The organism is Candidatus Nitrosopumilus sp. (assembly GCF_965262695.1).
Lineage (GTDB): Archaea > Thermoproteota > Nitrososphaeria > Nitrososphaerales > Nitrosopumilaceae > Nitrosopumilus.
This window is the reverse complement of sequence record NZ_OZ253550.1, coordinates 525,818-548,923: the sequence shown is the minus strand read 5'-3', so window position 1 is coordinate 548,923 and position 23,106 is coordinate 525,818. Positions and strand designations below refer to the sequence as shown.

32 protein-coding genes are annotated in these 23,106 nt (G+C 33.1%); 19 read left to right on the top strand and 13 right to left on the bottom strand.

Features of this window, described 5'->3' with window-relative positions:
- Positions 1-77 precede the first annotated feature (77 nt).
- On the top strand, positions 78-1,583 hold the full coding sequence (locus ACQY2P_RS03565) for a DEAD/DEAH box helicase (RefSeq protein ID WP_428327030.1): 1,506 nt from the start codon (positions 78-80) through the stop codon (positions 1,581-1,583).
- Here the strand turns inward: ACQY2P_RS03565 and ACQY2P_RS03560 are convergent.
- From ACQY2P_RS03560 to ACQY2P_RS03550, 3 genes are read right to left on the bottom strand one after another with little or no spacing between them, the layout of a single operon-like run.
- Complete coding sequence (locus tag ACQY2P_RS03560; protein ID WP_428327029.1) at positions 1,580-1,855, bottom strand: hypothetical protein; 276 nt, start codon at positions 1,853-1,855, stop codon at positions 1,580-1,582. The genes ACQY2P_RS03565 and ACQY2P_RS03560 overlap by 4 nt on opposite strands.
- A 13-nt stretch (positions 1,856-1,868) precedes the next feature.
- On the bottom strand, positions 1,869-2,147 hold the full coding sequence (locus tag ACQY2P_RS03555; protein WP_428327028.1) for a peptidylprolyl isomerase: 279 nt from the start codon (positions 2,145-2,147) through the stop codon (positions 1,869-1,871).
- Positions 2,148-2,180: 33 nt separating this feature from the next.
- Positions 2,181-3,431: a two-component system sensor histidine kinase NtrB gene (locus ACQY2P_RS03550; RefSeq protein WP_428327027.1), complete on the bottom strand. Its 1,251-nt coding sequence runs from the start codon at positions 3,429-3,431 to the stop codon at positions 2,181-2,183.
- 60 nt (positions 3,432-3,491) lie between these two features.
- On the opposite strand from ACQY2P_RS03550, the gene ACQY2P_RS03545 reads away from it, so the two are divergent.
- A complete protein-coding gene (locus ACQY2P_RS03545) occupies positions 3,492-4,160 on the top strand; it encodes a DsbA family protein (RefSeq protein ID WP_428327026.1) in 669 nt (222 codons plus the stop codon).
- A 117-nt stretch (positions 4,161-4,277) separates the two neighbouring features.
- On the top strand, positions 4,278-4,475 hold the full coding sequence (locus ACQY2P_RS03540; RefSeq protein ID WP_428327025.1) for a hypothetical protein: 198 nt from the start codon (positions 4,278-4,280) through the stop codon (positions 4,473-4,475).
- 41 nt (positions 4,476-4,516) lie between these two features.
- Here ACQY2P_RS03540 and ACQY2P_RS03535 read toward each other — a convergent pair whose 3' ends face one another.
- On the bottom strand, positions 4,517-4,921 hold the full coding sequence (locus ACQY2P_RS03535; protein ID WP_428327024.1) for a pyridoxamine 5'-phosphate oxidase family protein: 405 nt from the start codon (positions 4,919-4,921) through the stop codon (positions 4,517-4,519).
- Positions 4,918-5,196 carry a hypothetical protein gene (locus ACQY2P_RS03530; RefSeq protein WP_428327023.1) on the bottom strand — a complete coding sequence of 93 codons (279 nt, stop codon included), beginning with the start codon at positions 5,194-5,196 and terminating at the stop codon, positions 4,918-4,920. Before ACQY2P_RS03530 ends, ACQY2P_RS03535 begins: the two co-directional genes overlap by 4 nt.
- A gap of 71 nt (positions 5,197-5,267) precedes the next feature.
- Between ACQY2P_RS03530 and ACQY2P_RS03525 the strand changes: the two genes are divergently transcribed.
- Positions 5,268-5,669 carry a DUF2203 domain-containing protein gene (locus tag ACQY2P_RS03525; protein WP_428327022.1) on the top strand — a complete coding sequence of 134 codons (402 nt, stop codon included), beginning with the start codon at positions 5,268-5,270 and terminating at the stop codon, positions 5,667-5,669.
- A 33-nt stretch (positions 5,670-5,702) separates the two neighbouring features.
- On the opposite strand, the gene ACQY2P_RS03520 is transcribed toward ACQY2P_RS03525, so the two are convergent.
- Complete coding sequence (locus ACQY2P_RS03520; protein WP_428327021.1) at positions 5,703-5,918, bottom strand: hypothetical protein; 216 nt, start codon at positions 5,916-5,918, stop codon at positions 5,703-5,705.
- An 85-nt stretch (positions 5,919-6,003) separates the two neighbouring features.
- Here ACQY2P_RS03520 and ACQY2P_RS03515 point away from each other — a divergent pair, with 85 nt between their 5' ends.
- The 4 genes from ACQY2P_RS03515 (at position 6,004) to ACQY2P_RS03500 (ending at position 8,646) form a co-directional block, all read left to right on the top strand.
- Positions 6,004-6,894, top strand: coding sequence for a prenyltransferase (locus ACQY2P_RS03515; RefSeq protein WP_428327020.1), 891 nt, complete (start codon positions 6,004-6,006; stop codon positions 6,892-6,894).
- 30 nt (positions 6,895-6,924) lie between these two features.
- Entirely contained in the window at positions 6,925-8,025 is a 1,101-nt protein-coding gene (locus ACQY2P_RS03510; protein WP_428327019.1) for an aldo/keto reductase, read from the top strand.
- 69 nt (positions 8,026-8,094) lie between these two features.
- A complete protein-coding gene (locus ACQY2P_RS03505) occupies positions 8,095-8,460 on the top strand; it encodes a DUF6659 family protein (protein WP_428327018.1) in 366 nt (121 codons plus the stop codon).
- A gap of 48 nt (positions 8,461-8,508) precedes the next feature.
- Positions 8,509-8,646 (top strand): YHS domain-containing protein, encoded by a 138-nt coding sequence (locus ACQY2P_RS03500; protein WP_014963322.1) that lies wholly within the window; start codon positions 8,509-8,511, stop codon positions 8,644-8,646.
- Between the two features lie 2 nt (positions 8,647-8,648).
- On the opposite strand, the gene ACQY2P_RS03495 is transcribed toward ACQY2P_RS03500, so the two are convergent.
- Entirely contained in the window at positions 8,649-9,593 is a 945-nt protein-coding gene (locus tag ACQY2P_RS03495) for an asparagine synthase C-terminal domain-containing protein (RefSeq protein ID WP_428327017.1), read from the bottom strand.
- A 108-nt stretch (positions 9,594-9,701) separates the two neighbouring features.
- On the opposite strand from ACQY2P_RS03495, the gene ACQY2P_RS03490 reads away from it, so the two are divergent.
- Complete coding sequence (locus tag ACQY2P_RS03490; protein WP_141975375.1) at positions 9,702-10,118, top strand: transcriptional regulator; 417 nt, start codon at positions 9,702-9,704, stop codon at positions 10,116-10,118.
- On the opposite strand, the gene ACQY2P_RS03485 is transcribed toward ACQY2P_RS03490, so the two are convergent.
- Positions 10,115-10,429, bottom strand: a complete 315-nt coding sequence (locus ACQY2P_RS03485; RefSeq protein WP_428327016.1) for a DNA-binding protein — start codon at positions 10,427-10,429, stop codon at positions 10,115-10,117. The genes ACQY2P_RS03490 and ACQY2P_RS03485 overlap by 4 nt on opposite strands.
- 51 nt (positions 10,430-10,480) lie before the next feature.
- Entirely contained in the window at positions 10,481-10,990 is a 510-nt protein-coding gene (locus ACQY2P_RS03480) for a DNA-directed RNA polymerase subunit K (protein WP_428327015.1), read from the bottom strand.
- Between the two features lie 88 nt (positions 10,991-11,078).
- On the opposite strand from ACQY2P_RS03480, the gene ACQY2P_RS03475 reads away from it, so the two are divergent.
- Positions 11,079-11,429, top strand: coding sequence for a cyclophilin-like fold protein (locus tag ACQY2P_RS03475; RefSeq protein WP_428327266.1), 351 nt, complete (start codon positions 11,079-11,081; stop codon positions 11,427-11,429).
- Here ACQY2P_RS03475 and ACQY2P_RS03470 read toward each other — a convergent pair.
- The gene (locus ACQY2P_RS03470; protein ID WP_428327014.1) at positions 11,411-11,722 is read right to left on the bottom strand and encodes a MarR family transcriptional regulator; all 312 of its coding nucleotides are present in this window, start codon (positions 11,720-11,722) and stop codon (positions 11,411-11,413) included. The two genes, ACQY2P_RS03475 and ACQY2P_RS03470, sit on opposite strands and share 19 nt — an antisense overlap.
- A 98-nt stretch (positions 11,723-11,820) precedes the next feature.
- On the opposite strand from ACQY2P_RS03470, the gene ACQY2P_RS03465 reads away from it, so the two are divergent.
- A complete protein-coding gene (locus tag ACQY2P_RS03465; RefSeq protein WP_048069839.1) occupies positions 11,821-12,033 on the top strand; it encodes a hypothetical protein in 213 nt (70 codons plus the stop codon).
- On the opposite strand, the gene ACQY2P_RS03460 is transcribed toward ACQY2P_RS03465, so the two are convergent.
- Positions 12,030-13,121, bottom strand: a complete 1,092-nt coding sequence (locus tag ACQY2P_RS03460) for a homospermidine biosynthesis protein (RefSeq protein WP_428327013.1) — start codon at positions 13,119-13,121, stop codon at positions 12,030-12,032. The two genes, ACQY2P_RS03465 and ACQY2P_RS03460, sit on opposite strands and share 4 nt — an antisense overlap.
- Positions 13,122-13,210: 89 nt before the next feature.
- Here ACQY2P_RS03460 and ACQY2P_RS03455 point away from each other — a divergent pair, with 89 nt between their 5' ends.
- The 4 genes from ACQY2P_RS03455 to ACQY2P_RS03440 all read left to right on the top strand — a co-directional run bounded on the left by ACQY2P_RS03455 (position 13,211) and on the right by ACQY2P_RS03440 (position 17,001).
- Positions 13,211-13,546, top strand: a complete 336-nt coding sequence (locus ACQY2P_RS03455; protein WP_428327012.1) for a hypothetical protein — start codon at positions 13,211-13,213, stop codon at positions 13,544-13,546.
- A 57-nt stretch (positions 13,547-13,603) separates the two neighbouring features.
- The gene (locus ACQY2P_RS03450; RefSeq protein WP_428327011.1) at positions 13,604-15,472 is read left to right on the top strand and encodes a threonine--tRNA ligase; all 1,869 of its coding nucleotides are present in this window, start codon (positions 13,604-13,606) and stop codon (positions 15,470-15,472) included.
- Positions 15,473-15,475: 3 nt separating this feature from the next.
- Positions 15,476-16,351 (top strand): agmatinase, encoded by an 876-nt coding sequence (speB, locus tag ACQY2P_RS03445; protein ID WP_428327010.1) that lies wholly within the window; start codon positions 15,476-15,478, stop codon positions 16,349-16,351.
- A 77-nt stretch (positions 16,352-16,428) separates the two neighbouring features.
- Positions 16,429-17,001, top strand: coding sequence for a CDP-alcohol phosphatidyltransferase family protein (locus ACQY2P_RS03440; RefSeq protein ID WP_428327009.1), 573 nt, complete (start codon positions 16,429-16,431; stop codon positions 16,999-17,001).
- 2 nt (positions 17,002-17,003) lie between these two features.
- On the opposite strand, the gene ACQY2P_RS03435 is transcribed toward ACQY2P_RS03440, so the two are convergent.
- Positions 17,004-17,291 (bottom strand): 30S ribosomal protein S26e, encoded by a 288-nt coding sequence (locus tag ACQY2P_RS03435; protein ID WP_012215306.1) that lies wholly within the window; start codon positions 17,289-17,291, stop codon positions 17,004-17,006.
- 261 nt (positions 17,292-17,552) lie between these two features.
- Here ACQY2P_RS03435 and ACQY2P_RS03430 point away from each other — a divergent pair, with 261 nt between their 5' ends.
- Positions 17,553-18,422, top strand: coding sequence for a PfkB family carbohydrate kinase (locus tag ACQY2P_RS03430; protein WP_428327008.1), 870 nt, complete (start codon positions 17,553-17,555; stop codon positions 18,420-18,422).
- Positions 18,423-18,461: 39 nt separating this feature from the next.
- Entirely contained in the window at positions 18,462-19,460 is a 999-nt protein-coding gene (locus tag ACQY2P_RS03425; RefSeq protein ID WP_428327007.1) for an NAD(+)/NADH kinase, read from the top strand.
- 4 nt (positions 19,461-19,464) lie between these two features.
- Here ACQY2P_RS03425 and pyrG read toward each other — a convergent pair whose 3' ends face one another.
- On the bottom strand, positions 19,465-21,066 hold the full coding sequence (pyrG, locus tag ACQY2P_RS03420) for a glutamine hydrolyzing CTP synthase (protein ID WP_428327006.1): 1,602 nt from the start codon (positions 21,064-21,066) through the stop codon (positions 19,465-19,467).
- Positions 21,067-21,146: 80 nt separating this feature from the next.
- Here pyrG and ACQY2P_RS03415 point away from each other — a divergent pair, with 80 nt between their 5' ends.
- Positions 21,147-21,989: a PEFG-CTERM sorting domain-containing protein gene (locus ACQY2P_RS03415; protein WP_428327005.1), complete on the top strand. Its 843-nt coding sequence runs from the start codon at positions 21,147-21,149 to the stop codon at positions 21,987-21,989.
- 254 nt (positions 21,990-22,243) lie between these two features.
- Positions 22,244-22,927, top strand: coding sequence for a hypothetical protein (locus ACQY2P_RS03410; protein ID WP_428327004.1), 684 nt, complete (start codon positions 22,244-22,246; stop codon positions 22,925-22,927).
- The last annotated feature ends 179 nt before the right edge of the window (positions 22,928-23,106 follow it).

Below are 23,106 nucleotides of genomic sequence, written 5' to 3'. Positions count from 1 at the left end.
AATTAGATAGTATCTGTTTGTCAATGGTTAACTATACGAAAGCATAAAATCAATAAATTACAACTTTTCTTTATACGATGACAGAATTTATTGAAAAAAAATACGTCAAGAAAGACTCGATTGAAAAACGAGATTATCAAGTAAATCTTGCAAATCAAGCTATATCTGAAAACTGTATCGTTGTTTTGCCAACAGGACTAGGAAAAACTGCAATTGCATTACATGTAATTGCTGAATATCTTTCAAAAGGTATTGGTGGTGCATTGTTTTTGGCACCAACAAGAGTTCTTGTAAATCAACATTATGAATTTCTAAAAAATAATTTAACACTAGATGATGTATCTTTGATAACTGGAGAAGACACAATTCCAAAAAGAACCAAACTATGGAATAATAGTGTAATTTGTGCCACTCCTGAAATTGCAAAAAATGATTTGGATAGAGGCATTGTTTCATCTGATCAATTTAATCTTGTAATTTTTGATGAAGTACATAGAACAATTGGTGATTATGCATACTCTGGAATTGCAGAACGTTTTGTAAATTCTAGTGCAAGAATTGTTGGAATGACTGCCACATTGCCAAGTGAAAAAGACAAAGCAACTGAAATTCTAACTAAACTAAAAATTGCAAGTGTTGCTGAAAGAACAGAAAATAGTTCTGATGTTAAACCATACACCCAAGAGACAAACACTGAATGGATAAATGTTGAACTTCCTCCTGAACTAAAATCCATTCAAAAACTATTGAAATTAGCACTTGATCAAAGATATGATACATTACGTGATAATGGAATCAAACTAGCTGAACAACAATCCCTTTCAGCATTATTGAGAATTAGACAATTTGTTTTAAATCAAAACAGACGTTCGGCAAAACCGTTATTTACTGCAATTCGAATTCATTACGCTCTAAACATCTTGGAGGCTCATGGAATTACACCTTTTTTGAAATTTTGTGAGCGTGCCAAGGCAAAAAAAGGTGCGGGAGTAAAGGAACTCTTTGAAGTTGACCCGAATTTTACTCGTGCAGTACATCTTGCAAAAGAAGCACAATCTAAAGGAATAGAACACTCTAAAATTCCTAAACTAAAAGATATTCTAGAATCTGTTCCTGGAAAGGCATTAATCTTTACTAGCTATCGTGATTCTGTTGATTTGATCCATAGTAAATTAACTGAATTAGGAGTTTCTGCAGGAATACTTATTGGAAAAGCAGGAGAAACTGGTCTAAAACAAAAAAAGCAAATTGAAACTGTTCAAAAATTCAGAGATGGTGTCTTTGATGTCTTAATTGCAACACGTGTTGGTGAAGAAGGATTAGATATTGCTGAAGTAAACCAAGTTATTTTTTATGATAACGTACCTAGCTCTGTTAGATTTATTCAACGAAGAGGTAGAACTGGAAGAAAAGATACTGGAAAGTTAGTTGTATTAATTGCAAAAAATACTATTGATGAAACATATTATTGGATTGGAAAACGAAAAATGTCTGCATCAAAATCTATGGGTGACAAAATGACCAAAGTATTAGAAAAAAATCAAGTTGTTTCTAAGAAAACAGGTCTTGATGCTTTTATCTAATTTTTGTATTGGTTTATAATGTTTTGAAAAATTAATTGTTTTTTCTGAATGATTTTATTTTTAATTCCTGATTCTAAATGATGTGTACTGGAACCTTTTGCTACAAGTAAGTTCTCTAATCTTATGTCAAATTGATTTTCTAGAAAATTCATTGTGCCTTCAAATCCTCCTGATACTTCTAAATTCTCAAATGCATCTTTTGCTATGTTCATAATGGATTTTTCTAAATATGTCAAAATTTCTTCGATTACTCTTTCTGTTAGTACTGTCATGATCCTAACAAGATTATCCGAATCTTTTGATGATGTGATATCCAAATTCAGATTTTACAGGTTCAGATGTCTCTCCAACTTGTAGTTTGAATGCTGTTTCCTCAAATGGTTTTACCATCATGCCTTTTGTAAAATAACCTAGGTTTCCATCTTTTTTTGCACTTCCTGAATCAATGGATAATTCCTTTGCCAATTTTCCAAATTTTTCTCCACTCTTTAGTTTCTCCATTATTGCAAGTGCTTCGCTTTGTTTTGAAACAAGAATGTGAGAACATTTGATCTTATTACTCATTTGTATTTCTGAATTATTCTATATCTTAATTGTTTAGGAATCTATTGGTAATTTGATTGTAAATGTTGTGGGGTTGTTCTTTACTGTAATTGCCCCGTCGTGTTGTTTTATAATATTTTGACAACTTGTTAATCCTAAACCAGTACCTTTTTGTTTTAATGTAAATAATGGCTCAAAAATTTCTGCAATCTTATCTGATGGAATTCCTGGACCTGAATCCTCAATTTGGATTTCCAAGAAATTATTCATCTTTTTTGTAGTGATATTTATTTCACCTGAATTTTTTACTGCATCAACAGAATTAGAAATTAAATTAATTACTGCAATTTCTATTTTTACACCATCACATTTTATCTTACAATCTTGGCCTAAAATGTTCACCTTAACAGAATCTGGAATGTTGGACTTTTCTAAAGCTGACTTGATAATTTCAGAAATTAATTTTTCTTCTTTTCTAATTTCTTTTGTTCTAACAAAATCTAAAATATCTTCTACTTGATGAATCATTCTTGCAATTGCTGTATCAATCATCCTAAAGCGTTTATCAAGTTTCTCGTCTTTACCTGACAAATCATTTTTCATTAGTTCTGTTGCTCCGCGAATAACAGCTAGAGGATTTCTTAGATCGTGTGCAAACCTTGATGCCAGTTCTCCAATTGTTGCAAATTTTTCAATTTTTTTGTCTCTTTCTGCTTGTCTTCTTAAGATATCCAAAATTAAGAAAATCATCATAATGTGAATTCCTACATTTAAGATTGCTAATCCAACTTGTAATACTATGAGATTTTTACTTTGAGATCTGGATTCTTCTGTCATTGTTGATATTAGATAATCAACAGAACCGTTTGCATCAAATCTTTTAGTTTCTAAATTTATGAATTGCTCGTTAGCAAAATCTATTTGAAGATTTTCTTCTTTGATCGATTTTTCTAACTCATTTGTGTATTCGGTTATTTTCTGATTTGCAACATTCCAAGAATTTTGGAATTTTTTTGGCAAAGGCTCTAAACTCAAATTATGAGTAACACCTCCCTCATTCAATATTTTGAGATCTATCTCTATGTGTTTTATTTCAGAATGAGGATCAGCATATGGAATTTTGTTCAAATGTGTGTCTACTTCAAAAATTAATATGTCTAAATGGTGTCTCAATTGATTTGTTATTTCAATTGAATCTTCCAAATTATTTCTTTCAGATTCAAGAAATGATAAAGTTAGGAAGCTAGCAATAATTAATGCAATTTGTACTGATACCAATAATGTAATCTTATGAGTGGTTTTCATTTGGGAACTCAATTTGTTTAATCTAAAACATTAATTATCAATTGTGATATGATGAATTTATTGACTAATCTGCCAACCAAGATCGGAGTATCTATGGGAATAATTGCAGTTGGAATCATTCTGTCTATTTATGCTGTTTTTGAGATGAACATGGATGAAGGCTCTGCAGTAGCATCTATGGTTAACATAAATGAAATTCGTCAAGTTAGTCATGCTTTGGGAAGTGATTCTGCTCCTATCACTATTATTGAATTTGGAGATTTTCAATGCCCATTTTGCAGTGAATGGTATATTGAAACTGGCCAAGAACTAAATGAAAAATATGTGTTTACAAATCAAGTGGAATTAATTTTTATAGATTATCCATTTTTAGGTCCTGATTCTTATCCAACAGCTCATGCAAGTTACTGTGCTGAAGAACAAAATCGTTATTGGGATTTCCATGAAATTCTATATCTAAATCAGGGCGCTACAAATGATGGATGGGCAAATTCTGAAAATATTAGAGACTTTGCAAATCAAATTGGACTTGATTTAGAACAATATGATCAATGTATGTCCTCTAATGCATTTTCTGAAAAATTAGACACTAGTTTGGAGTTAGGAAATACGTATGATATTACACAAACTCCTACGTTTATCGTTGTAAACAATGAGGGCGAATATCAAAAAATTGAAGGAAAACAACCTTTGATTGTATTTGATGAATTAATTAAGAAATTACAATAAAATCTCCAAGAATAACGCATTCTTCTTTCAATGATTGATGTTTTGTTAAGATTTTATTAATTCAAGCAATTGAAAATAATGAAACTATTTTTCTATGTCTATATTTCATAGTCCCTTATGCACTGTAATGGGTCTTGTAAAAAATACAAGGCAACAAGTACCAGTATTGATGGCGGTAGATATGAACTGGGACAAAAGAGATGTCCTGAATGTGAATTGTTCATCACTTGGGAAGGATTATGGTGTCCTTGTTGTGGACGTTTACTTAGAACCAAACCTAGGGCTAAAAAACTAAAAAGTCGAAGTAAGCGATAATTTTGTATATTTTATTGAATGTTGTACGACTCAAATGTTTCTTATTTCGTGTCTAGGCCCCAACTGATTTTATTTTTAGGAATAATTTTTAGAAACGGCGCTTCGTTTTCTTTCCAAGGCTCTCGCCTGACCCATTCAAATTTTTCAAAAAATACATCATATAGTTTCTTGAATTCATTTCCGTTTTCTATTATCTCTGTTGTGCCTTGAATCAATATCGCTTTGTGCCCTCCTGATTTGTAAATATCAATTATTACACTTGAGTTTAGATTTATTTTTAGATTCTTGTATGTTCTTGTTTCATAGTCCGTTGCAATGATAATTGCATTTCCATTTAATACAAAAGAGACTGGTTTTACATGTGGAATATCATCATGTGATGTCGCTATCCTTGCCTCTTCTAATGAATTGAGAAACTCTGTTTCTTTTTCATTGAATTCTATCAACTGAAAATCCGTTCTCTAATATCTGGTATGTGTTTGTAGACGATATCTCTTACTTTGATTTGATCCTCTGCTGTTGGCATTTCTTTTTGTGCACTAAGTATTGCACCACTCATTCCTAATGCCATGCCCATAACAATCCCATAAACAAATTCTTTTGGGTCTTCTACTTTTAGGACGTCTTTGTTTTCTTTGATTTCATCAAGATATGCTGGAATTGTTGCTACAGCTCCATTGATTGTTTGAACTATTAATGCCTCTAATTGATCTTCGCTCATGATTCTATCTGTAGAGTTTTACTAATAAATTTGCACCTAAGATTTTTAATCCAGAAATGCTGAGAGTTTCCATGTTCTCCTTTTTTACTACCAATGAAGCAAATGAGGCACTTCCTGATGTAATTAAGAAATTTGAATATGCATTAGCAAAACAAAACGAAGTAAAAAAACTTGAACAACAACTGCAAATGAGTGTATCTACAACTAACTCTTTTGAAGAGTATGTTACTCTAAAACAACAACTAAACTCTGCAATAACCAAATTCTATGAGGCAGTTGAAATTCTTGAAAATACGGGGGTTGTGGTAAAAAGTATTGAACAAGGGTTACTTGACTTTCCTTCAAAACGATTTGATGAAGAAGTATGGTTATGTTGGAAATATGGTGAAACTGAAATAAAATTCTGGCATGAAAAAGACTCTGGATTTATGGGCAGAAAGCCTATAGAAGTAAATGATGAATCTCTAGTTTAGTCTATAACAAAATTTTTTGTTGATTAAAGTAGTTTAGAAAATATTCTGGTCTCTCCTCTTTTTGTCTCGACAAACTCCGCAAAGATAATTTTTCTTAAACTTCTCTAATTCTACCTGAAATTCTTGTGTTTTGTAGTATGACTCTCCTGTTTGTAGTCCTCCAGGTACTTTTTTACCACAATTTGTACATCTGATATCTGCATCAAATTTTATTTTCTTCTCATTTTCTAAAACCCTGCCAATGATCATGAATGAATTTAGTTGATTTTTTTAATAAACAATGGCCTAAAGTCTAATCTCATGAATATTATATTGAAAAATTGTATTGTTCTTAATGCTCTCTGTATGGTTTAGAGTAATTAGAATCCGCTTCCTTTTAGCATCTGTAATTGCAGTATCTGTGGGTCTTGCACTAAATTGGTGGCAAAATTCTACTATTGGACCACTTGAAGCTATTTTGACTTTTGCAGGGGTTATGGCATTACATGCTAGTGTTGATTTGCTAAATGATTTTTGGGATTTTAAACGCGGGATAGATGCCAACACTCCAAAAACAAAGATGAGTGGAGGAACAGGAGTTCTTCCAGAAGGATTACTAAAACCATCAAGTGTATATCGTGCAGGAATTGCTTTTCTTGTAATCGGATCTTCAATTGGAGCTTACTTTGTAATTACTGATGGAATTATCATTGCAGTTATTTTGGGTTTTGCAATACTGTCTATCTATTTTTATTCTACAAAAATTGTTGATTCTGGATTAGGGGAATTTTTTGTTGCTGTAAAAGGCTCTATGATTGTTCTTGGTACTTTTTTTATTCAATCTGGACAAATAACAATAGAATCAATTCTTGCTGGTGTAGTTGTTGGTTCATTATCTGCACTAGTATTGTTTATTGCATCATTTCCAGATCATGACGCAGATAAATCAAAAGGAAGAAAGACATTAGTCATTGCAGTAGGAAAACAAAAAGCCACAAAATTATTTTGGGTATTTCCTTTTGTTTCTTATTGTGCAATAATTATTGGTGTATCTTTGAATTTGTTTCCAATAGTTTCGTTGATCACTCTTCTTAGCATTCCCTTAATGATCAAATCTGGGTTTGGTTTAAAGAAAACTTATGACTCTGTTGAAAAACTAGTCCCTTTCATGTCTTCTACGTTGATGTTTAGTAGAATCACTGGTGCATTATTTGTTCTAAGTTTTCTGATTGGCTTTGCAGTCTAAACATAAATTTAGTAAAAATTTAGAGAATACATGATTTCTGGATTTGCAACTCCTCAGGGAACGAAAAAATTTGCTGAAAATTCAGGTGTAAATCAAGCCAATTTTAAGGAATTTCAAAATCTCACTTTATCTAATGTGGGAATTGGTACATATCTCGGTGATCCTGATGCTCGAACCGATGAATTAGTAACTAATGCAGTAAAACAATCTGTCTTATCTGGTGTTAATGTTCTTGATACTGCAATAAACTATCGTTCTCAAAAGGCAGAGCGTTCTGTTGGAAAAGCCATTTCAGAATTAATCCAAGAAAATAAAATTTCACGTGATCAAATATTTGTCTCCTCAAAAAATGGATATGTCACAAATGATGCTGATGTTCAACTCGGATTTTGGGAATATGTCAAAGAAGAATATACTCAAAAGGGTGTTGTCAAAGAAGGTGATATTACATCTGGCTATCATTGCATGACTACTTCTTACCTTTCAGATCAATTAGATAGAAGTTTGAAAAATCTTGATTTGGACTGTATTGATTTGATGTATCTTCACAATGCAGTTGAAGGACAAATTAAAGATATTTCAAAAGAACAGTTCTTGAAAAATTTACAATCTGTCTTTGAATTGTATGAACAAAAACGAAATGAAGGTAAAATCAAATTTTATGGCATGGCTACTTGGGAATGTTTTAGAGTGCCAACTGATAATCCACAATACCTTTCTTTAGAAGACACAGTAAATATGGCAAAAAAAGCCGGTGGAGATAATCATGGATTTAGATTCATTCAACTACCATTCAATTTGTATTATGATCAAGCATTGCTTGGAAAAACACAAACAATTGGCAGCAAACCTGTTTCTGTACTAGAAGTCGCAACAAGATTGGGAATTGGTGTTTTTACAAGTGTTCCATTAATGCAAGGTAGATTATTGCAACCTGGCGTCATGCCTGAATTTAGCGATTTGAAACCCTCTATGCGAGCATTGCAGTTTATTCGCTCTTCTCCTGGAGTTATTGCTCCTTTAGTGGGTCAAAAATCTTCAGAACATGTATCTGAAAACCTCGAAGTAATGAAAATCCCTCCTTACTCTGAGGATGAGTTTCTTAGTCTTGTAAAGAAACTGACTTCCTAACATAATTCATTTTCTCACATTCAAAATTTTATAGAAAGCTAATAAGTGGGAGATCTGGGTAGAGAACGCATGTCTGGAAAGATATATGATTACTCGAAAATCTGTGATTTAATTAAAGATGCTGACCCAAAAATCAGATTTGCTGGTGTAATTAATGAGAGAGGAAGATTGGTTGCAGGTGGAATGAAACCAAATGTTGAACCTCTTGAAAGTGAAAAAGATGATGAGATGATTTTCATGGAGCTTGCATTACGTGTAAAAATGAGAAGAGAATTTGATAAACAACTTGGAACAGTAAATTTTGCATTGGCTTCTCGTGAAAGAGCACTGGCAATTAGTGTCCCAATTAATGAAGATATTTTGTATGTTGCAGCTGAACCTGACTCTGATTATGGTACATTGCCAAAAAAAATCCTTGAAATTGTTAATTCTTAGTACGATCTTTTAGTGAATCTATAAATAGAATTTACATAAGAAAAATTTGTGCCAGTAGATCCTGTTTGTGGAATTGAACTTGATGAGGAATTAGCGTTATTACATGAACATGATGGAAAAAAATTCTATTTTTGTTGTAATGGTTGCAGAAGAATATTCATCAAAAAACCTCGTAAATACAAATAATCTCAAATGGGAAATGCCCCACACATTCTACAAAATTTTGAATTTTCAACTTTGTGTTTGCAATAAGGACAAACACTTTTTGCCTCTTTGTCTACTGGAGAACCATATAATTTCTTAAAAATTTCATAATAATGCATTGATTCTCTGCTTCTAATAATGACATCATCTTCTTTTTCTACGGTCAATTTTTTCTCAACATATTTTTCTTCTTCAATGATTGACTCAAACAGATTAGTTAATCCTGATGTTCCTGATCCTTCTTGCATAGGGGATTTCTCTCTCCATACAATCTGTTCTGGAATGTGATCTTCGAATGTTTTGCGTAATATCCACTTACCATGTTTTTTCTCATTCTCTACTTTTACCTTCAAATTTACTGGAATTTTTTTTGCTAAACTGATCACTTTCTCACTCAAGAATGGAGATTCTATTTCAATTCCTAATGCCTTTCCAATTTCTTGTGTTGGAAAATGCATAATTGAGCATACTCTGTTAATTTCTGCTTCTAATTCTTCTTCTGATTTGTGTACTAGAAAATTATATCCTGCAAATAATTCATCTGCCCCGTCTCCTGTAATAATTGATTTTTCACCATTATCTTTTGCCCATTTTATGGCAAGATACATGACAACATTATTTCTGATTTCAATATCGTTGAAATTTTTCAGAATTTTTATTGTTTCTTCTACTGCTTCAAGAATTTCTGCAGTTTTTACATTGTAAATTGTTAGTGGCAGTACCATTTCTTTTGAAACTAGTTGACAATATGTTAGATCTGTTGAAACAAAATCTTCTGCAATTATTGCTAACGTCTTTGGTTTTCTTTCTTTAAGGAAATGTGAAATAATTGAACTATCTAGTCCTCCTGATAAAGAAATCAAATTTGATTTGCAGGAATTACATGATTCTTTTAATGTCTCATAAAGTTCCTTGGAGGTGTTATCCAATGCAAAACAGATCCTTTTGAAATTAAAATAGATATGCCTGATATTAGGTCAATTTGGCTAGACTAATTTCTGCAAACTTTAAATTCATTATGTAATACCTGTGAGTAAATGCTACTTCCTGCTGAGATTGAATCTAAAACCCTAATTCCTGCATTGCGTGCAATTCTTGCAAAAAAATTAGCAGAAGATCATAACATTAGAGAAGATGAAATTTCTAAAATGCTTGGAGTAACACAAGCTGCAGTTAGTAATTACATTAGAGGCACTAGAGGTGATCCATCTTTAATTGCAAAACTTTTGGCAGAAAAACAAGTTTCAGACATGATTGATGAACTCAGTGAAAATCTTTCATCTGATATGGCATACACTCCATCCAGCTTATCCAAGTTCATTGGATTGTGTAACTATATCAAATCAAGTTTGTTAATTTGTGAGATACATCATAATTTGGAATCTAATATTGATGAGCAAGTGTGCAAAGAATGTGAAAATATGCTTCTAAAAGGTCCTGGTAGCGTTTACTAGATTTTAATTAAGATAATTTCTATAGTTGATGTCATTTTTCCGATACCTGCTGCTGCATCAGTATCTAGTGTAATTTTTTCTACTTTAGAATTTCCATTTAACATCTTCTCTGTTATGATATTTGCAACTGCCACTGCATTTGGAATTGCGTTTCCTTTTGATTTGATTATGACCTTTTTCTTACTTCCTAATGTGGATAGTACATCTAATGCTGATTGCATTACAGGATCATTTCCAATATACGCTATAGTTTCATCAGACTTTTTGGTCTGCTCTTGACCATGCGGTTCATGTGTCTCGTCCATGAGCATTATTCAACAATCAGCAAGTTTGTCTTCTTTTAAGTTTTATCGACCAATGATTCATTTTTCAAAATAGTCGATAGGGATATTTTGATAATCTCCATTTGGAAGAACTCTTCTAATTGTGATTGGGATCACTCTTTGTTCTAATTCTTCCATTGAAATATCCAATGATATTCTTGCAGTTTTTGGAATTGGGATAAATGGTGGTGCTCCTAGAGATAACTGTAATGCTCTTGCACCCATAATTCTTGCCTTTTCAAATCTAGTTAATGTTGGGGGGCCAATTGTGATCTTGTTTTTTTCACAAGGAATCTCTATTGGATCGTGTTCTTCTATAGTTTCAACAATTTCTCTGCTTTCAATCTCTTTGATTTTCTTTTCAAGATCGTCTTGTTCTTTTTCAGTTAATGGTTCAGCATCAACTTTTTTCTCAATTAATTTTCGATAAGTATCAAGTGCTTTGTTTAACCCTGCATTGGTTTCAACTTCTGGTTCAACAATTTCTTCTGTTGCAGAAATTTCATCTTCGGCAACTGCTACTGCTTCAGTTTTATTGGCATCAGACAAGTACCGATTTTTTCTTAAAACGTTATATAATCTAATCATTTTAAGCTACGAATTGAGTACCTCTTCTGTATCTAGAAAACAACTGATTTTGGAAATTCGAGGCAAAACAAAAATTTCTTGTGATCTTAAACGACATCTATCTCCTCGAACTGTTGGAACAATTATGAGATCTTTGCCTTTAGAGGGACATGCACATCTTTTGGGAAAAAGTATTGTCTACTTTGAAACTTCTGTTGATTCTGGTATCGAGAGAGCAAGATCTGAATTCAAAAAAGGTGACGTTGCATTCTTACCTTCTTCTGGAAGTTTTTGTTTTTTTACAAATGACGTTGCATCTGCAAAAACAATGACTCCTATTGGGAAATTATCTGATAATGTTGATGCATTAAAGGATGTTAAATCTGGAGATGTATTGTGTATCTATGAAGAAACTGCTTGATACAAATGGTGTCCTGAATAACCGCCAACTTTTTTGACAATTCCTTTTTCAGCTGATTCTTTTAGGAATTTGTTTGCAGCAGAAATTTTTACTCCTGTTTGTCTTGCCATATCTTGAACAGTAATTACTTTGGCATTTTGGATGATCTTCATTGCTTGTTGTTCATTAACCATTACTGTGATCTCTGCTTTCTTTGGACCACCTTCACCTTTGTCCTTCTTACCTTTCTTAGAATCTTTAGAACTAGATGATGTGTCTTTTTTTGCAGCAGTTGGTTTTTTTGCTCCACCCATGAACTGAGAAAAAAATATTCCTCTTATAAACGATGAACCTGTAACTTGGTTCACTTTCAAATTTTCAAATATAAATAACATCTTGGATAATAGATGATATGGGTGTAGTATCAAAAGGTGCAAAATGTAATGTTGATGGATGTGACAATGATGGTGCACGTTCACTAAATACTACCAAAGTTGAAAATGCTGGTTTGAGAGTAAATTCTGCAGGCAAAAAAACAGTTCTCTGCAAAGAACATTACAAAGAATACAAAAAAGAATCTAAAGATGACCGTGAACTAGAGCGGGCAAGATTTGACAGATTTTAACTTCTCTTTTTAGCTTTTTTCTTGTTTACTGGATTTTTGAAATAATCATTGCTTAATTTTTCATACATCTTATCTAATTTCTTGTATAGTCTTTTTGGTTTTCGTGTTTTTTGATTGCTTAGAACATACAATGCAAGAATTGGAAATGCAATTGTTGCATCTGCATACACTGTAACCATTCCGTGGTGTGCATCTTGGACTTTACCCCAGCTCTTTCCTTCTTGTAGTGTGGCACCTGACAATCCTCCTGTGTCTGGCCTTGCATCCGTTATCTGTATGACATAATCTTGTCCTCCGTCATTTCTTCTTAGAATTTGGTCTAACAATGGGCCTGTCTGCTGAGCTGTATTCTTTGGAACTCCTCCGCCCAACTCCAAAATGCCTGATTTTTTAGAATCATAAAGAATTGCTGCCTGTTCAATTATCTCTCTTACAAAGTCTAAACTGTATGTTTTGTCTTGTAATCTGTGAACTGCAAGATTTAGGGCAAGTGATGAGTCTTTCATAGTTGAAATGTATACTGGTACATCATAATCATATGCAGTTGTTATGAAACTTTTTTCTGGATGTTTTGATTTCTCTTTACTAATTTTACCCATTAAATTACAAAATTCAGCAGTTGTAAATGGTTTGTCTGTAAATTTATTTTCAAACATTTTTTGAATTACTTGATCTTCTGCTTCTAACGTCTCATAGAATTTAATGTACACATCTCTAATTCTAACAATTTCATTTTCATACAATTTCATATCATCTACATCAAAACTACCTTGTTTGACAGGCAATCCCCATGCAAAATGATCTTCGTGATACACATTTGCACCTGTGGTGACTATCCAATCCACAAACCCTCTCTCGATTAATGTCTTGATTATTCCTCCAAAACCAACTGGTGTCATTGCACCTGAAACTGTAAGACATATTGTTGCATTGTCTTTGATCATTTTTGCATAAAGCTTTGCAGCTTCTCCAAGCTGCCTACCATTAAATCCTGAACTTGCAAAAACATTTACCAAATCCTCTATTGTCATTTTAGGATCTAGTTTGATGTGAGGGATGTCTTTGCCGTGAAATTTGTGTGGGTCCACATTCAAAAAATTATTTCTGCTGTAAATAATACTTGCGTAAACACGATGAAAATATTACTTAATTAGGAATACTCTAAAAATAACATCATATGGATATTGTTGATTTACATGATCCTCAGAGAGTAAATAAAACTCCTGATGAGACTGTGATTTTATTTTCTTCAGGCAATTTCATTCAAGATGAATTCAAGGTTTCAAAAGTAGAATTGCGTCTTTATTTAGAAAAAACTGATGAAAAATTAGGAAATTACTCTCTAATCACCTCTTTTGTTCAAACTGACAAAGGTTCTGTAGAGATGGTGTATGATGAGGGATTTAGAGGCCAAGATTCATTGAAGAGAGCATCTGAATTTCTTACATCTAATTTGGGGATATCTGGCTTGATTTTACGCTCAGTGATTTCCTTACGTGGCAAGATACCTTGAAAAAATTCTGATCAATTCAGCAAACACTTATTTCAATTATCTTTTCTGTTTGAAATTATGCGAATATTGCAACTACATTGTGATAGTATAGAATACACTCCTACAAAAAAAGAGATCAAATCTGCTGAGGATATTGAAAATCCTCAAACTCAAAAACTAGAAGAACTTGTAGTTGCATTTGTTGCAATTGAAGATGGGGATGATTCATCTGTTGCAAAAAACGCAATATCTCAGATAAAAAACTCAATGGAAAAAATTGGATGTAAGAAATTATTACTATACCCATATGCTCATCTTAGCTCAAATCTTGCAAAACCTTCCACTGCAATGTCTTTGTTAAAAGAAATGGAAACAGAAGCCTCTGATCTTGAAGTTTCTCATTCTCCTTTTGGTTGGACAAAGTCTTACAAAGTTCAAGTCAAAGGACACCCATTAGCTGAAAGTTCCAAAGTCGTAACCAAAGATTCCTCTACATCTAAAGAAGATGATGAAGTCACTTCTGATGCGCTAAAGGGAGAATCTACAATTCGCTCCTACTGGAAAATAATGTCGCCAGATGGAACGATGACTAACATTGGTGATTTTGATTTTTCTAACCATAAAAAACTAGAAGTGTTGGCAAAATACGAATCTGCAAAACAACGTCAAGTTGATGAACCTCCTCCACATGTTGCATTGATGAAAAAACTTGCAATTGCAGATTATGAACCTGCATCTGATTCTGGAAATATGAGATTTTTTCCAAATGGGCGTTTAATGAAATCTTTAATTGAACGATATGTTACTGATAGAGTCAAAGAATATGGTGGATGCGAGGTTGAAACTCCCATCATGTATGATTCAGAACATCCAAGTATGGTTAGTTACTTTAACAGATTTCCTGCAAGACAATACAATATTGATTCAGAAGGAAAAAAACTCTTTTTGAGATTTGCCGCATGTTTTGGGCAATTCCTCATGGCAAACCAATTCCAAATGTCCTACAAGAACTTGCCATACAAACTCTATGAACTTACTAGATACAGCTTTAGACGTGAACAATCTGGAGAATTAGTGGGATTGAGACGACTTCGTGCATTTACCATGCCTGATTGTCATGCATTTTGTAAAGATATTCCTCAAGCAGTAGATGAGATTAAGGTTAGATTTGATTTGTCTCAAAGTGTTCTCAAAGAATTGGGAATTGATGAATCTGATTATGAAATGGCAATTAGATTTACTGAGGACTTTTACAATGAAAACAAATCTGCAATTGAAGAATTAGTCAAGAAACATGGAAGACCTGTATTGGTTGAAATGTGGAAAGAAAAATTCTTTTACTTTGTTTTAAAATGGGAATTCAACTTTATTGATAATTTAGGCAAGGCATCTGCATTGTCTACTGATCAAATAGATGTTGAAAATGGTAATAGATATGGAATCGAATTTGTAGATGAAAACAACACTGCACAACATCCAATCATTCTACACAATTCTCCAAGTGGTGCAATTGAAAGAATAATCTATGCATTATTGGAAAAAGCTGCAACTGATTCACAAAAGGGTAAAAAACCGCAACTTCCATTGTGGCTTGCCCCAACTCAAGTCCGAATCATTCCTCTAAAAGAGGAATTTTATGAGTTTTGTAACAATCTATCTGAAAAGATTTCTGCTCAAAATGTACGTGTAGATGTTGATGACAGAAATGAGAGTATTGGTAAACGAATTCGTGAAGCTGAAAAAGAGTGGATTCAATACATTTTGGTAATAGGTGAAAAAGAAGCAGGTTCTGAGAATCTTAGTATTCGTGATAGGCAAACTGGAAATGTCCGAGAAGTTTCATTTGGGGATTTCATGAATGAAATTAATGAACAGACTTTAGGTAAACCATTTACTGGATTAAATCAATCAGTACATCTCTCAAAAAGACCACAATTAATGGTGTAGATTATGAGTTTTCTTGATTTATACATGAACAAAAATCCTCTGATAACTGCATCTGATGATGATTCTGAACCTGTAGCAACTGTTTTTGGAATTCCTTTTGATGCAACTCATTCATACAAACCTGGTTGTAGATTTGGTCCTGACGCTATCCGTGATTCGTTTAACAACATTGAGATCTTTCATCCTGAACTCTCTGTAGATTTAGAGACTGTAAACATTGAAGATTTGGGAAACACTCGCCACACTGTCGTTGCATCTGAAATGATTGATATGGTAAAAAAAGTCACAGCTGAACTTGTTGCAAAACAAAGACAGTTGTTCATTTTAGGCGGAGAACATTCAATCACTTATGGAACATACACTAGTTTCCCAAAAGAAACTGGATATGTTGTCTTTGATGCACATTATGATCTAAGAGATGAATTTGCAGACATCAAACTAAGCCATGCATCGTATCTGAGACGCATAGTTGAAGAACGTGGCGCTGAAAATATTTTACATGTTGGAGCTCGTGCATTTGTGAAAGAAGAATTAGAGTTTTTGACAGAGCAAAAAATCAAAACTATTTCTGATAAAGACATTCGAGATGGAAAAGGTCCACAACTACTAAAAGATCATGTTTCAACCTTTGATACTCTTTATTCTAGTTTTGATCTTGATGTACTTGATCCTGCTTTTGCACCTGGTGTTGGAAATCCTGAAGCATCTGGTATAACTTCAAGAGAATTGTTTGACATGATTTACTCTCTTCAAGAAACTAAAGTAATTGGAGCTGATATTGTAGAACTAAATCCATATCATGATAATGGTGCAACTGCATCTCTTGCAGCAAAGATAATGTCCACCCTTATTGCAATCAACTTATCTCAAAATCAATAAATTTCAAAAAATTGACTATTGCTTGCCTAGATTTTACTCCTACTCACTTTATTAGCTAGTATTGTTGGGGTTATCACGTGTTAAACAACCTCCGAGATAACCTAAAACCAACTCTTGAAAAGATTGGAAAAGGGTTTGCATCTACAGGGCTATCTCCTAATTTTTGGACTGCAGTAGGTTTAGGTGTTGCATTTCTTTCTGCAATAGTCTATGGACTTGGAATTGAATTTGGGTTAATTATTGGAGGTATTTTGTTACTTGTTTCTGGATTCTTTGATATGGTAGATGGCCAAGTTGCACGTGTTACTGGTAAAACATCTCAAAAGGGGTCGTATCTTGATTCAATGTTTGATAAAATTGCAGAGACTGCAATATTTTTAGGAATTCTAGTTGGTGGCTATGCTGAACCATATTTGGTATTTCTTGCAATTACTTTATCATTATTGGTAAGTTATGCTAGAGCAAAGTCTGATGCAATAAATGTAAAATTACAAGGTGTGGGAATTGGTGAACGAGCTGAGAGATTGCTAGTAATTGCAATAATCGGAATTATTGGATTTATGGAAATAGCTGTAATTATTGTAGTAATAATTGCTGCAATCACATTAATTCAAAGAATGATTGTTACTGCAAAAAACATTAAAGAATAAGACTATCGTAGTTTTCCGCGTTTTCTTCTATTGTCTGCAGATCTAATTTTTAGAATCTTAAAGTGAATTGCACATGAAATACAATACCATTTTAGAACTGTAGGTGATGCAATGTATGCGCCTTGTGCACGTAATTCTTTGGCCAATGTATGTTCAACTAGATTTAATCTAGATGTGACTTTTTTTGCCTTGTCTTTTGGAACAGTTTGTCCGCAGTTTGTACATTGTACAACGCCTGAAGATCCTTTTCCTCCTTTTGTACGACCTCTACTTGCACGCTTAAGTGGCATGACAATAAACTGATTTCCCTACTTATATTCTTGTGGACAATTTTGAACTATTCGTGGATTTGTGCCTAAAAATAGACCAAAAATACTTCATGTTTTAATTCTAGATCGAGTAATTTTATTTGAATAATATGCGTGGTCTTTGTCATGGTTGTTTTAGTTCTGGAGTTGAATTGTTCTTGTTAAAAGGAGAGATTTTTTGCAAAACCTGTTTTGATAAAAATAATGCAAAAAACTAAATCTGTTATCATTTGATGAAGAGAAATGAAATTAGCAGTATTTGCTCATTGTGCAATTGATACAATAACAATTGGTGATTCAAATTATGAACAAATTGGTGGTTCTGCTTGTTATTGTGGACTTACAGCACGTCAATTCAAATTTGATGTAGATCTGTACACTAAATTTGGAAATGACTTTCCAAAACAGTACATTTCGGATAATAAAATAAATTTGATAAATTCTGAATCTAAAAAAAATACTACAAAGTTTGCAATATCAATTACTGGCGCTGATAGAACATTAAAACTTGAAAATGAGTGTGAGCCAATAGAATATTCTACTACAAAAGCTGATGGACACCTTGTAAGTCCAATTTATCATGAAATTACAAATGATACATTAAAAAAAATTAAAGATGATTCAAATTTTTTATTTGTAGATCCTCAGGGATTTCTTAGAGAAAAAGATTCTCAAAATAATGTTAACTTGCAAAAAAATGATATTGATTTATCAAATGTTAGTGCAATTAAAGTAAACCCTGAAGAAGCACAACAACTTGTTACTGGAAGTCATGATGAAATGATGGTTGCACTTCAAAAAAAAGGTGTGGAATATGTGTTGCTTACAAATAAAACTGAAGTTTCAATGTTGGTAAAAGACAAAGTATACTCTATAACTTTACCCAACAAAGATATTCATGATACCACGGGTATTGGTGATATTTTTTGTGCTGCATTTTGCTGTACTATGCTTAAAGAAAAAGACTATCTGTGGGCTCTATGTTTTGCTGGAGGTGCTGCACAGGCTGCACTTGACTCAAAAAATGTCGGATTGCAAAAAATACCTCGTAAGGGAACTGTTCAAAACAATGCCTCGTATTTTTACAATTTAGTAAAATTCCGAGATTTGTAGTCATTATTCTTTTATTGAAGCATTTCAAATCTTTACTCTATGCAAATAGGTATCTATGGTTCTGGAACAACTAGTAATGCAGCTAAATATGTAAAAAAAATACTGGATGATGCTGGAATCAAGTCATTTGCAATTACAAAATCAAAGAGTAAACCTGCTGATTGTGTTATCGTTTTAGGTGGTGATAAAGGAGTCCGCAATTATTTTCATAGAACATTTGATTCTACACTGCCGATTTTAGGAATAAGTGAAGGTGAAACCAGTGGTTTTTTGGCTCAAATTGATCTTAAAGAATTTGCATCATATGTCAATATTCTAAAAAAACAAAAGTACACAATTGAAGAAGTTCCTCGACTTGGAGTAAAGATAGATGGCAAAAATGTCTATCCTGTTCTTAATGATGTTGCAGTATTTTCATCACGAAGTGCAATGTTGATGGAGCATACATTACGTGTCAATGGTGAAGAAGTTTGGCACGATAATAGTGATGGAATAATTGTTTCAACTCCTATAGGCTCTTCTGCTTATTCTATGTCTGCTGGTGGACCTGTATTGTTTCAGGATTCTGCAGTGTTTGAAATCATATCTGTGAACTCTCTTGATGTAACAAGAAGACCTATCATTGTATCTAATGATAGTTCAATTGAGATTGATGATATTTCTGCCAGATTGCATTGTGAAGTTGTGTTAGATGGTCTTGATAGGTACAAAGTAAACAAAACCGTTGAATGTACTCAATTCTTCCCTCCTGCAAAAATAATTCGTCTAAAAAAAGATTCTACTGCTATATCTGCACTGGCAAAAAAAGTTCATTTGGCTGAAGAATTACTCAGTATGCCTCCAAGCTCCAAACTACTTTTGAAGACATTGGAGTATGAAGGTGCATTGACTCAAAAAGACTTGGCAAACAAAACACTTCTTCCTGATAGAACTGTTCGATTGGCGCTAAGTCATTTATTGAAAAAAGGCTATGTCAAAAAGAAAGTCTCTATCCGTGATGCTAGACAGAAGATCTATGAAATATCTAAAATAGAGTAACTTATTATTTTTCAGATGCTGCTTTGATAAAAGCTGAAAATGTTTCTTCTGGAAATCCTGGTCTACTGTTAAATTCTGGATGAAATTGTACTCCTAGGTAGAATTTATGACTAGGAATTTCTAATATCTCCATTCTCTTACCATTATCACTGTCTGCTGAAAATATCAAACCATTCTCTTCAAATTTTGGAATGTATTCTTTGTTGATTTCGTATCTGTGCCTGTGTCTTTTGCTAATTGTCGTTGTGCCGTAAATTTTTTGAGCGTTTGTGTTTTCTTTGATTAGTACATCATTTGCTCCTAATCTCAATGATCCTCCCATGTCTGAAACATCCTTTTGTTCTGGAAGCAAATCTACAATTGGATTTTTTGCATCCTGTTTAATTTCTGTAGAGTTTGCATCTTCTAATTTCAAAACATTCCTTCCAAATGCAATTGCAGCTAGTTGGAATCCAAAACATATTCCAAGATATGGAATGTTGTTTTCACGTGCATAGTTTGCAGTATGAATAATTCCTTCAGAACCTCTTGTACCAAATCCTCCTGGGACTAGTATTCCGTCATAATCTGATAAAACAGAATAGTCTGTAATTGATTCAGAATCAATCCAATCAATGTCCACTGATTTTCCAATCTGTGCCCCTGCATGTTTTAGTGCATGATTTACACTCACATAACTATCTGCTAATGTGACATATTTTCCAACCATTGCAATCTTTACTTTTTGGTCTTCATGGTTTACCATATTTTGTGCAATTGCATTCCATTTGTCCCAATTTGCTGATGCATTTACCATTCCTACTATTCCAAATTTAGTAAATATTGCATCCATGATTCCTTGGTCATACAACATTTGTGGAACTTCAAAGATTGATTTTGCATCGTGACATGAAAGAACATCTTTTGCAGTGACATTTGTAAACATTGCAATCTTTTTCTTTGTTTTTTCTTCTAGTGGTAATGTGCATCTTACTGCCAAAAAGTCTGGTTGAATACCAATTCTTCTTAATTCTTGTGCACTATGTTGAGTAGGTTTTGTTTTTTGTTCTCCAACTACATCAAGTGATGGTGCAAGTGTTACATGTACAAAAATTACTCCTTGTGGTCCTTCTTCAACTTTCATCTGTCTTAATGCTTCAAGGAATGGTAATGATTCAATATCTCCTACGGTTCCTCCACATTCTACGATTAGAAAATCAAGTTTTTCATCTTCAGCTATTTTCTTGATTCTGTTTTTGATTTCATCAGTTACATGAGGGATGATTTGAACACATGCTCCTAGATACTCTCCCTTTCTTTCTGACTCTATTACTGAGGAGTATACTTGAGCAGTTGTAATGTTATGGCTTTTTGGAATATCTTGATTTAGAAATCTCTCATAGTTTCCAATATCCATGTCACACTCTCCTCCATCATCTGTGACGAATACTTCCCCATGAGCTACGGGATTCATGGTCCCTGCATCATAGTTCAGGTATGGATCTATCTTGATACAGGATACTTTTTGATCTGCTAATTGTAATAATTTCGCAATCGAGGAAGTTGTTACGCCTTTTCCAAGGCCAGACATCACACCACCTGTGACAAAAATAAACTTCGTCTGCACATTAATAAAACGAGTATCTGGTTTTTGTATGTTTTGTCGATCATGGTTTGGTTGAAATACTACTTGACAGTTATATGATTATGAAGTATGCACTTGCAGTTTTGCCTCTGATGGCAATATTGATGGTGAGTTCAGGTTTTGCCTTTGCTGAAAACTATGAAATTAAAATTCCTTCAGGTGCAGCTGATGAAAACTTTCCTTACTATTGGTCTCAAAAAGACACTGGTGAAACAACTGGCATAATCACTGTTTTTCCAGGAGATTCTGTAACCTGGTCAAATGCTGATACTGCATTTCATACTATCACTTCAATTAATCCTACAGGCGAACGAACCCCTGCTCCTGATGATGAGAATGGACTCTTTGATAGTGGATTTTTCACTGCAGGAAAATCTTTTACTCATCAGTTTGATGAACTTGGTGACTTTTACTATTATTGTACATTACATCCATGGATGAATGGTGTAGTTCATGTAGTGTTAGATCCTGGTAGTGTCAAGTCTGTAGATAAAATTGCATCCGGCTATAGCGATGATGGATTAGGATTTGAAGTAAAATACTTCTTGGATGCTTATCTATCTCCTGCAGTTCATGTAAACCCTGATGAAAAAACTTTGACATTTACTCTTACTAGTGAAAGCAATAATGATGAGATTACACTAACTTTACCTAAAGAATTGATTGACAACCCAACAACAGTATGGATTGATGGAAACATGGTTGATTTTGAATCTGATTCAACAATTAGTGGTGACACTGCAACTCAATTAGTTATTCCAATTGACTCTGATTCTCGTGAAATCAAGATTATGGGTTCAAAAGTTATTCCTGAATTTGGAGGAATTGCCCTTTTGATTCTAACTGTCTCTATTGTCTCAATCATAATCTTTTCAAAAAAGACTAGTTTGATTGCTCTTAGATGAGTCTATTTTTACAATAACCTCCTCTTTTAGGCTCAATTCTACTAACTTATCTGGTGAGAGAGATTCGCCTTAAACTAAATGATAATGACTATCTTAGATTTCTAAGCATTGCAACTGCTGATCAATTAACCGTTGAAGAAAAATTAAAACAAATTATCAATTACCATCTGATCGTATATCGAAATAGACAGAAATTAAAAAACGAACGTTTGATGTAAATTAAAACTTAAGTTCATACAAAATTCAGAAACTTTGTGACAAGTAATGATCCAAACTATAGGGCTACTTTAGTTATCTTAAATGACATTGAAAAAAAGGGATTATGCCATTTTAATGCTGACTACTATGATGAGAAATTCTTTCTAAATTTCATCGAATTCCAAAAAGGATTTTCTAATTCTTTTTCAGAAATAATTAGAAAATTAGATGAGTTTGAAACAAAACGTAATGATGTAATCCTTTTTGCAATTTACTCTATGACTTCATATGTTAATTCTCATATCACAGTATTTGAAAAATTTCTAAAAATAATCATTGATCCTACAAAACTAAAAGGTGGATTTGATGAAGATACTACACTAAGTCAAATTCTTAAAAAAACTTGTAATAAAATGCAATATAATCCAAAATTAAAAAACGCTATACGTGGTTTGTTTTTGGTTGATTTTGCAGATGCCATTACATATCACCAATATCTAATTTCAAAAGATGGTCATCTGATAATCTATCCTAAAGATAAAGACAAAAAGAAACAAATCTCCATAGATGCCCTGTATGATGATTCATTACAAGTTCGTGCCATATTTGATGCCATGATTGATTGGGCCGATGTTACTGATGATCCTCCAAAAAATAAAACTGAGACAATTGATGACATTGTAAAAAATTTGATAAATCAAGTTAGTTCATTAGATAAGAAACTAGACCGTATATCTTGATAAATTTGAGCCTAAATTCACTCAAATTATTTTCTTAGAATGTTGGATGTTTTGAACAACTTGTTTCTTATGACCATAAATCATCATTAATCATATGACTAATCCCGATTGTGACCATTATTGGTCAAAAAATGGCTCTTTTTTTTGCATTCATTGCGGTGAGGATATACAGAAAATTC

Excerpts from the sequence above, each read along its gene's own strand:
- ACQY2P_RS03565 (WP_428327030.1), top strand. The coding sequence starts at position 78 with ATGACAGAATTTATTGAAAAAAAATACGTCAAGAAAGACTCGATTGAA.
- ACQY2P_RS03560 (WP_428327029.1), bottom strand. The coding sequence starts at position 1,855 with ATGACAGTACTAACAGAAAGAGTAATCGAAGAAATTTTGACATATTTA.
- ACQY2P_RS03555 (WP_428327028.1), bottom strand. The coding sequence starts at position 2,147 with ATGAGTAATAAGATCAAATGTTCTCACATTCTTGTTTCAAAACAAAGC.
- ACQY2P_RS03550 (WP_428327027.1), bottom strand. The coding sequence starts at position 3,431 with ATGAAAACCACTCATAAGATTACATTATTGGTATCAGTACAAATTGCA.
- ACQY2P_RS03540 (WP_428327025.1), top strand. The coding sequence starts at position 4,278 with ATGCACTGTAATGGGTCTTGTAAAAAATACAAGGCAACAAGTACCAGT.
- ACQY2P_RS03530 (WP_428327023.1), bottom strand. The coding sequence starts at position 5,196 with ATGAGCGAAGATCAATTAGAGGCATTAATAGTTCAAACAATCAATGGA.
- ACQY2P_RS03525 (WP_428327022.1), top strand. The coding sequence starts at position 5,268 with ATGTTCTCCTTTTTTACTACCAATGAAGCAAATGAGGCACTTCCTGAT.
- ACQY2P_RS03520 (WP_428327021.1), bottom strand. The coding sequence starts at position 5,918 with ATGATCATTGGCAGGGTTTTAGAAAATGAGAAGAAAATAAAATTTGAT.
- ACQY2P_RS03515 (WP_428327020.1), top strand. The coding sequence starts at position 6,004 with ATGCTCTCTGTATGGTTTAGAGTAATTAGAATCCGCTTCCTTTTAGCA.
- ACQY2P_RS03510 (WP_428327019.1), top strand. The coding sequence starts at position 6,925 with ATGATTTCTGGATTTGCAACTCCTCAGGGAACGAAAAAATTTGCTGAA.
- ACQY2P_RS03505 (WP_428327018.1), top strand. The coding sequence starts at position 8,095 with ATGTCTGGAAAGATATATGATTACTCGAAAATCTGTGATTTAATTAAA.
- ACQY2P_RS03490 (WP_141975375.1), top strand. The coding sequence starts at position 9,702 with ATGCTACTTCCTGCTGAGATTGAATCTAAAACCCTAATTCCTGCATTG.
- ACQY2P_RS03485 (WP_428327016.1), bottom strand. The coding sequence starts at position 10,429 with ATGCTCATGGACGAGACACATGAACCGCATGGTCAAGAGCAGACCAAA.
- ACQY2P_RS03470 (WP_428327014.1), bottom strand. The coding sequence starts at position 11,722 with ATGGGTGGAGCAAAAAAACCAACTGCTGCAAAAAAAGACACATCATCT.
- ACQY2P_RS03465 (WP_048069839.1), top strand. The coding sequence starts at position 11,821 with ATGGGTGTAGTATCAAAAGGTGCAAAATGTAATGTTGATGGATGTGAC.
- ACQY2P_RS03455 (WP_428327012.1), top strand. The coding sequence starts at position 13,211 with ATGGATATTGTTGATTTACATGATCCTCAGAGAGTAAATAAAACTCCT.
- ACQY2P_RS03450 (WP_428327011.1), top strand. The coding sequence starts at position 13,604 with ATGCGAATATTGCAACTACATTGTGATAGTATAGAATACACTCCTACA.
- speB (WP_428327010.1), top strand. The coding sequence starts at position 15,476 with ATGAGTTTTCTTGATTTATACATGAACAAAAATCCTCTGATAACTGCA.
- ACQY2P_RS03435 (WP_012215306.1), bottom strand. The coding sequence starts at position 17,291 with ATGCCACTTAAGCGTGCAAGTAGAGGTCGTACAAAAGGAGGAAAAGGA.
- ACQY2P_RS03430 (WP_428327008.1), top strand. The coding sequence starts at position 17,553 with ATGAAATTAGCAGTATTTGCTCATTGTGCAATTGATACAATAACAATT.
- ACQY2P_RS03425 (WP_428327007.1), top strand. The coding sequence starts at position 18,462 with ATGCAAATAGGTATCTATGGTTCTGGAACAACTAGTAATGCAGCTAAA.
- ACQY2P_RS03415 (WP_428327005.1), top strand. The coding sequence starts at position 21,147 with ATGAAGTATGCACTTGCAGTTTTGCCTCTGATGGCAATATTGATGGTG.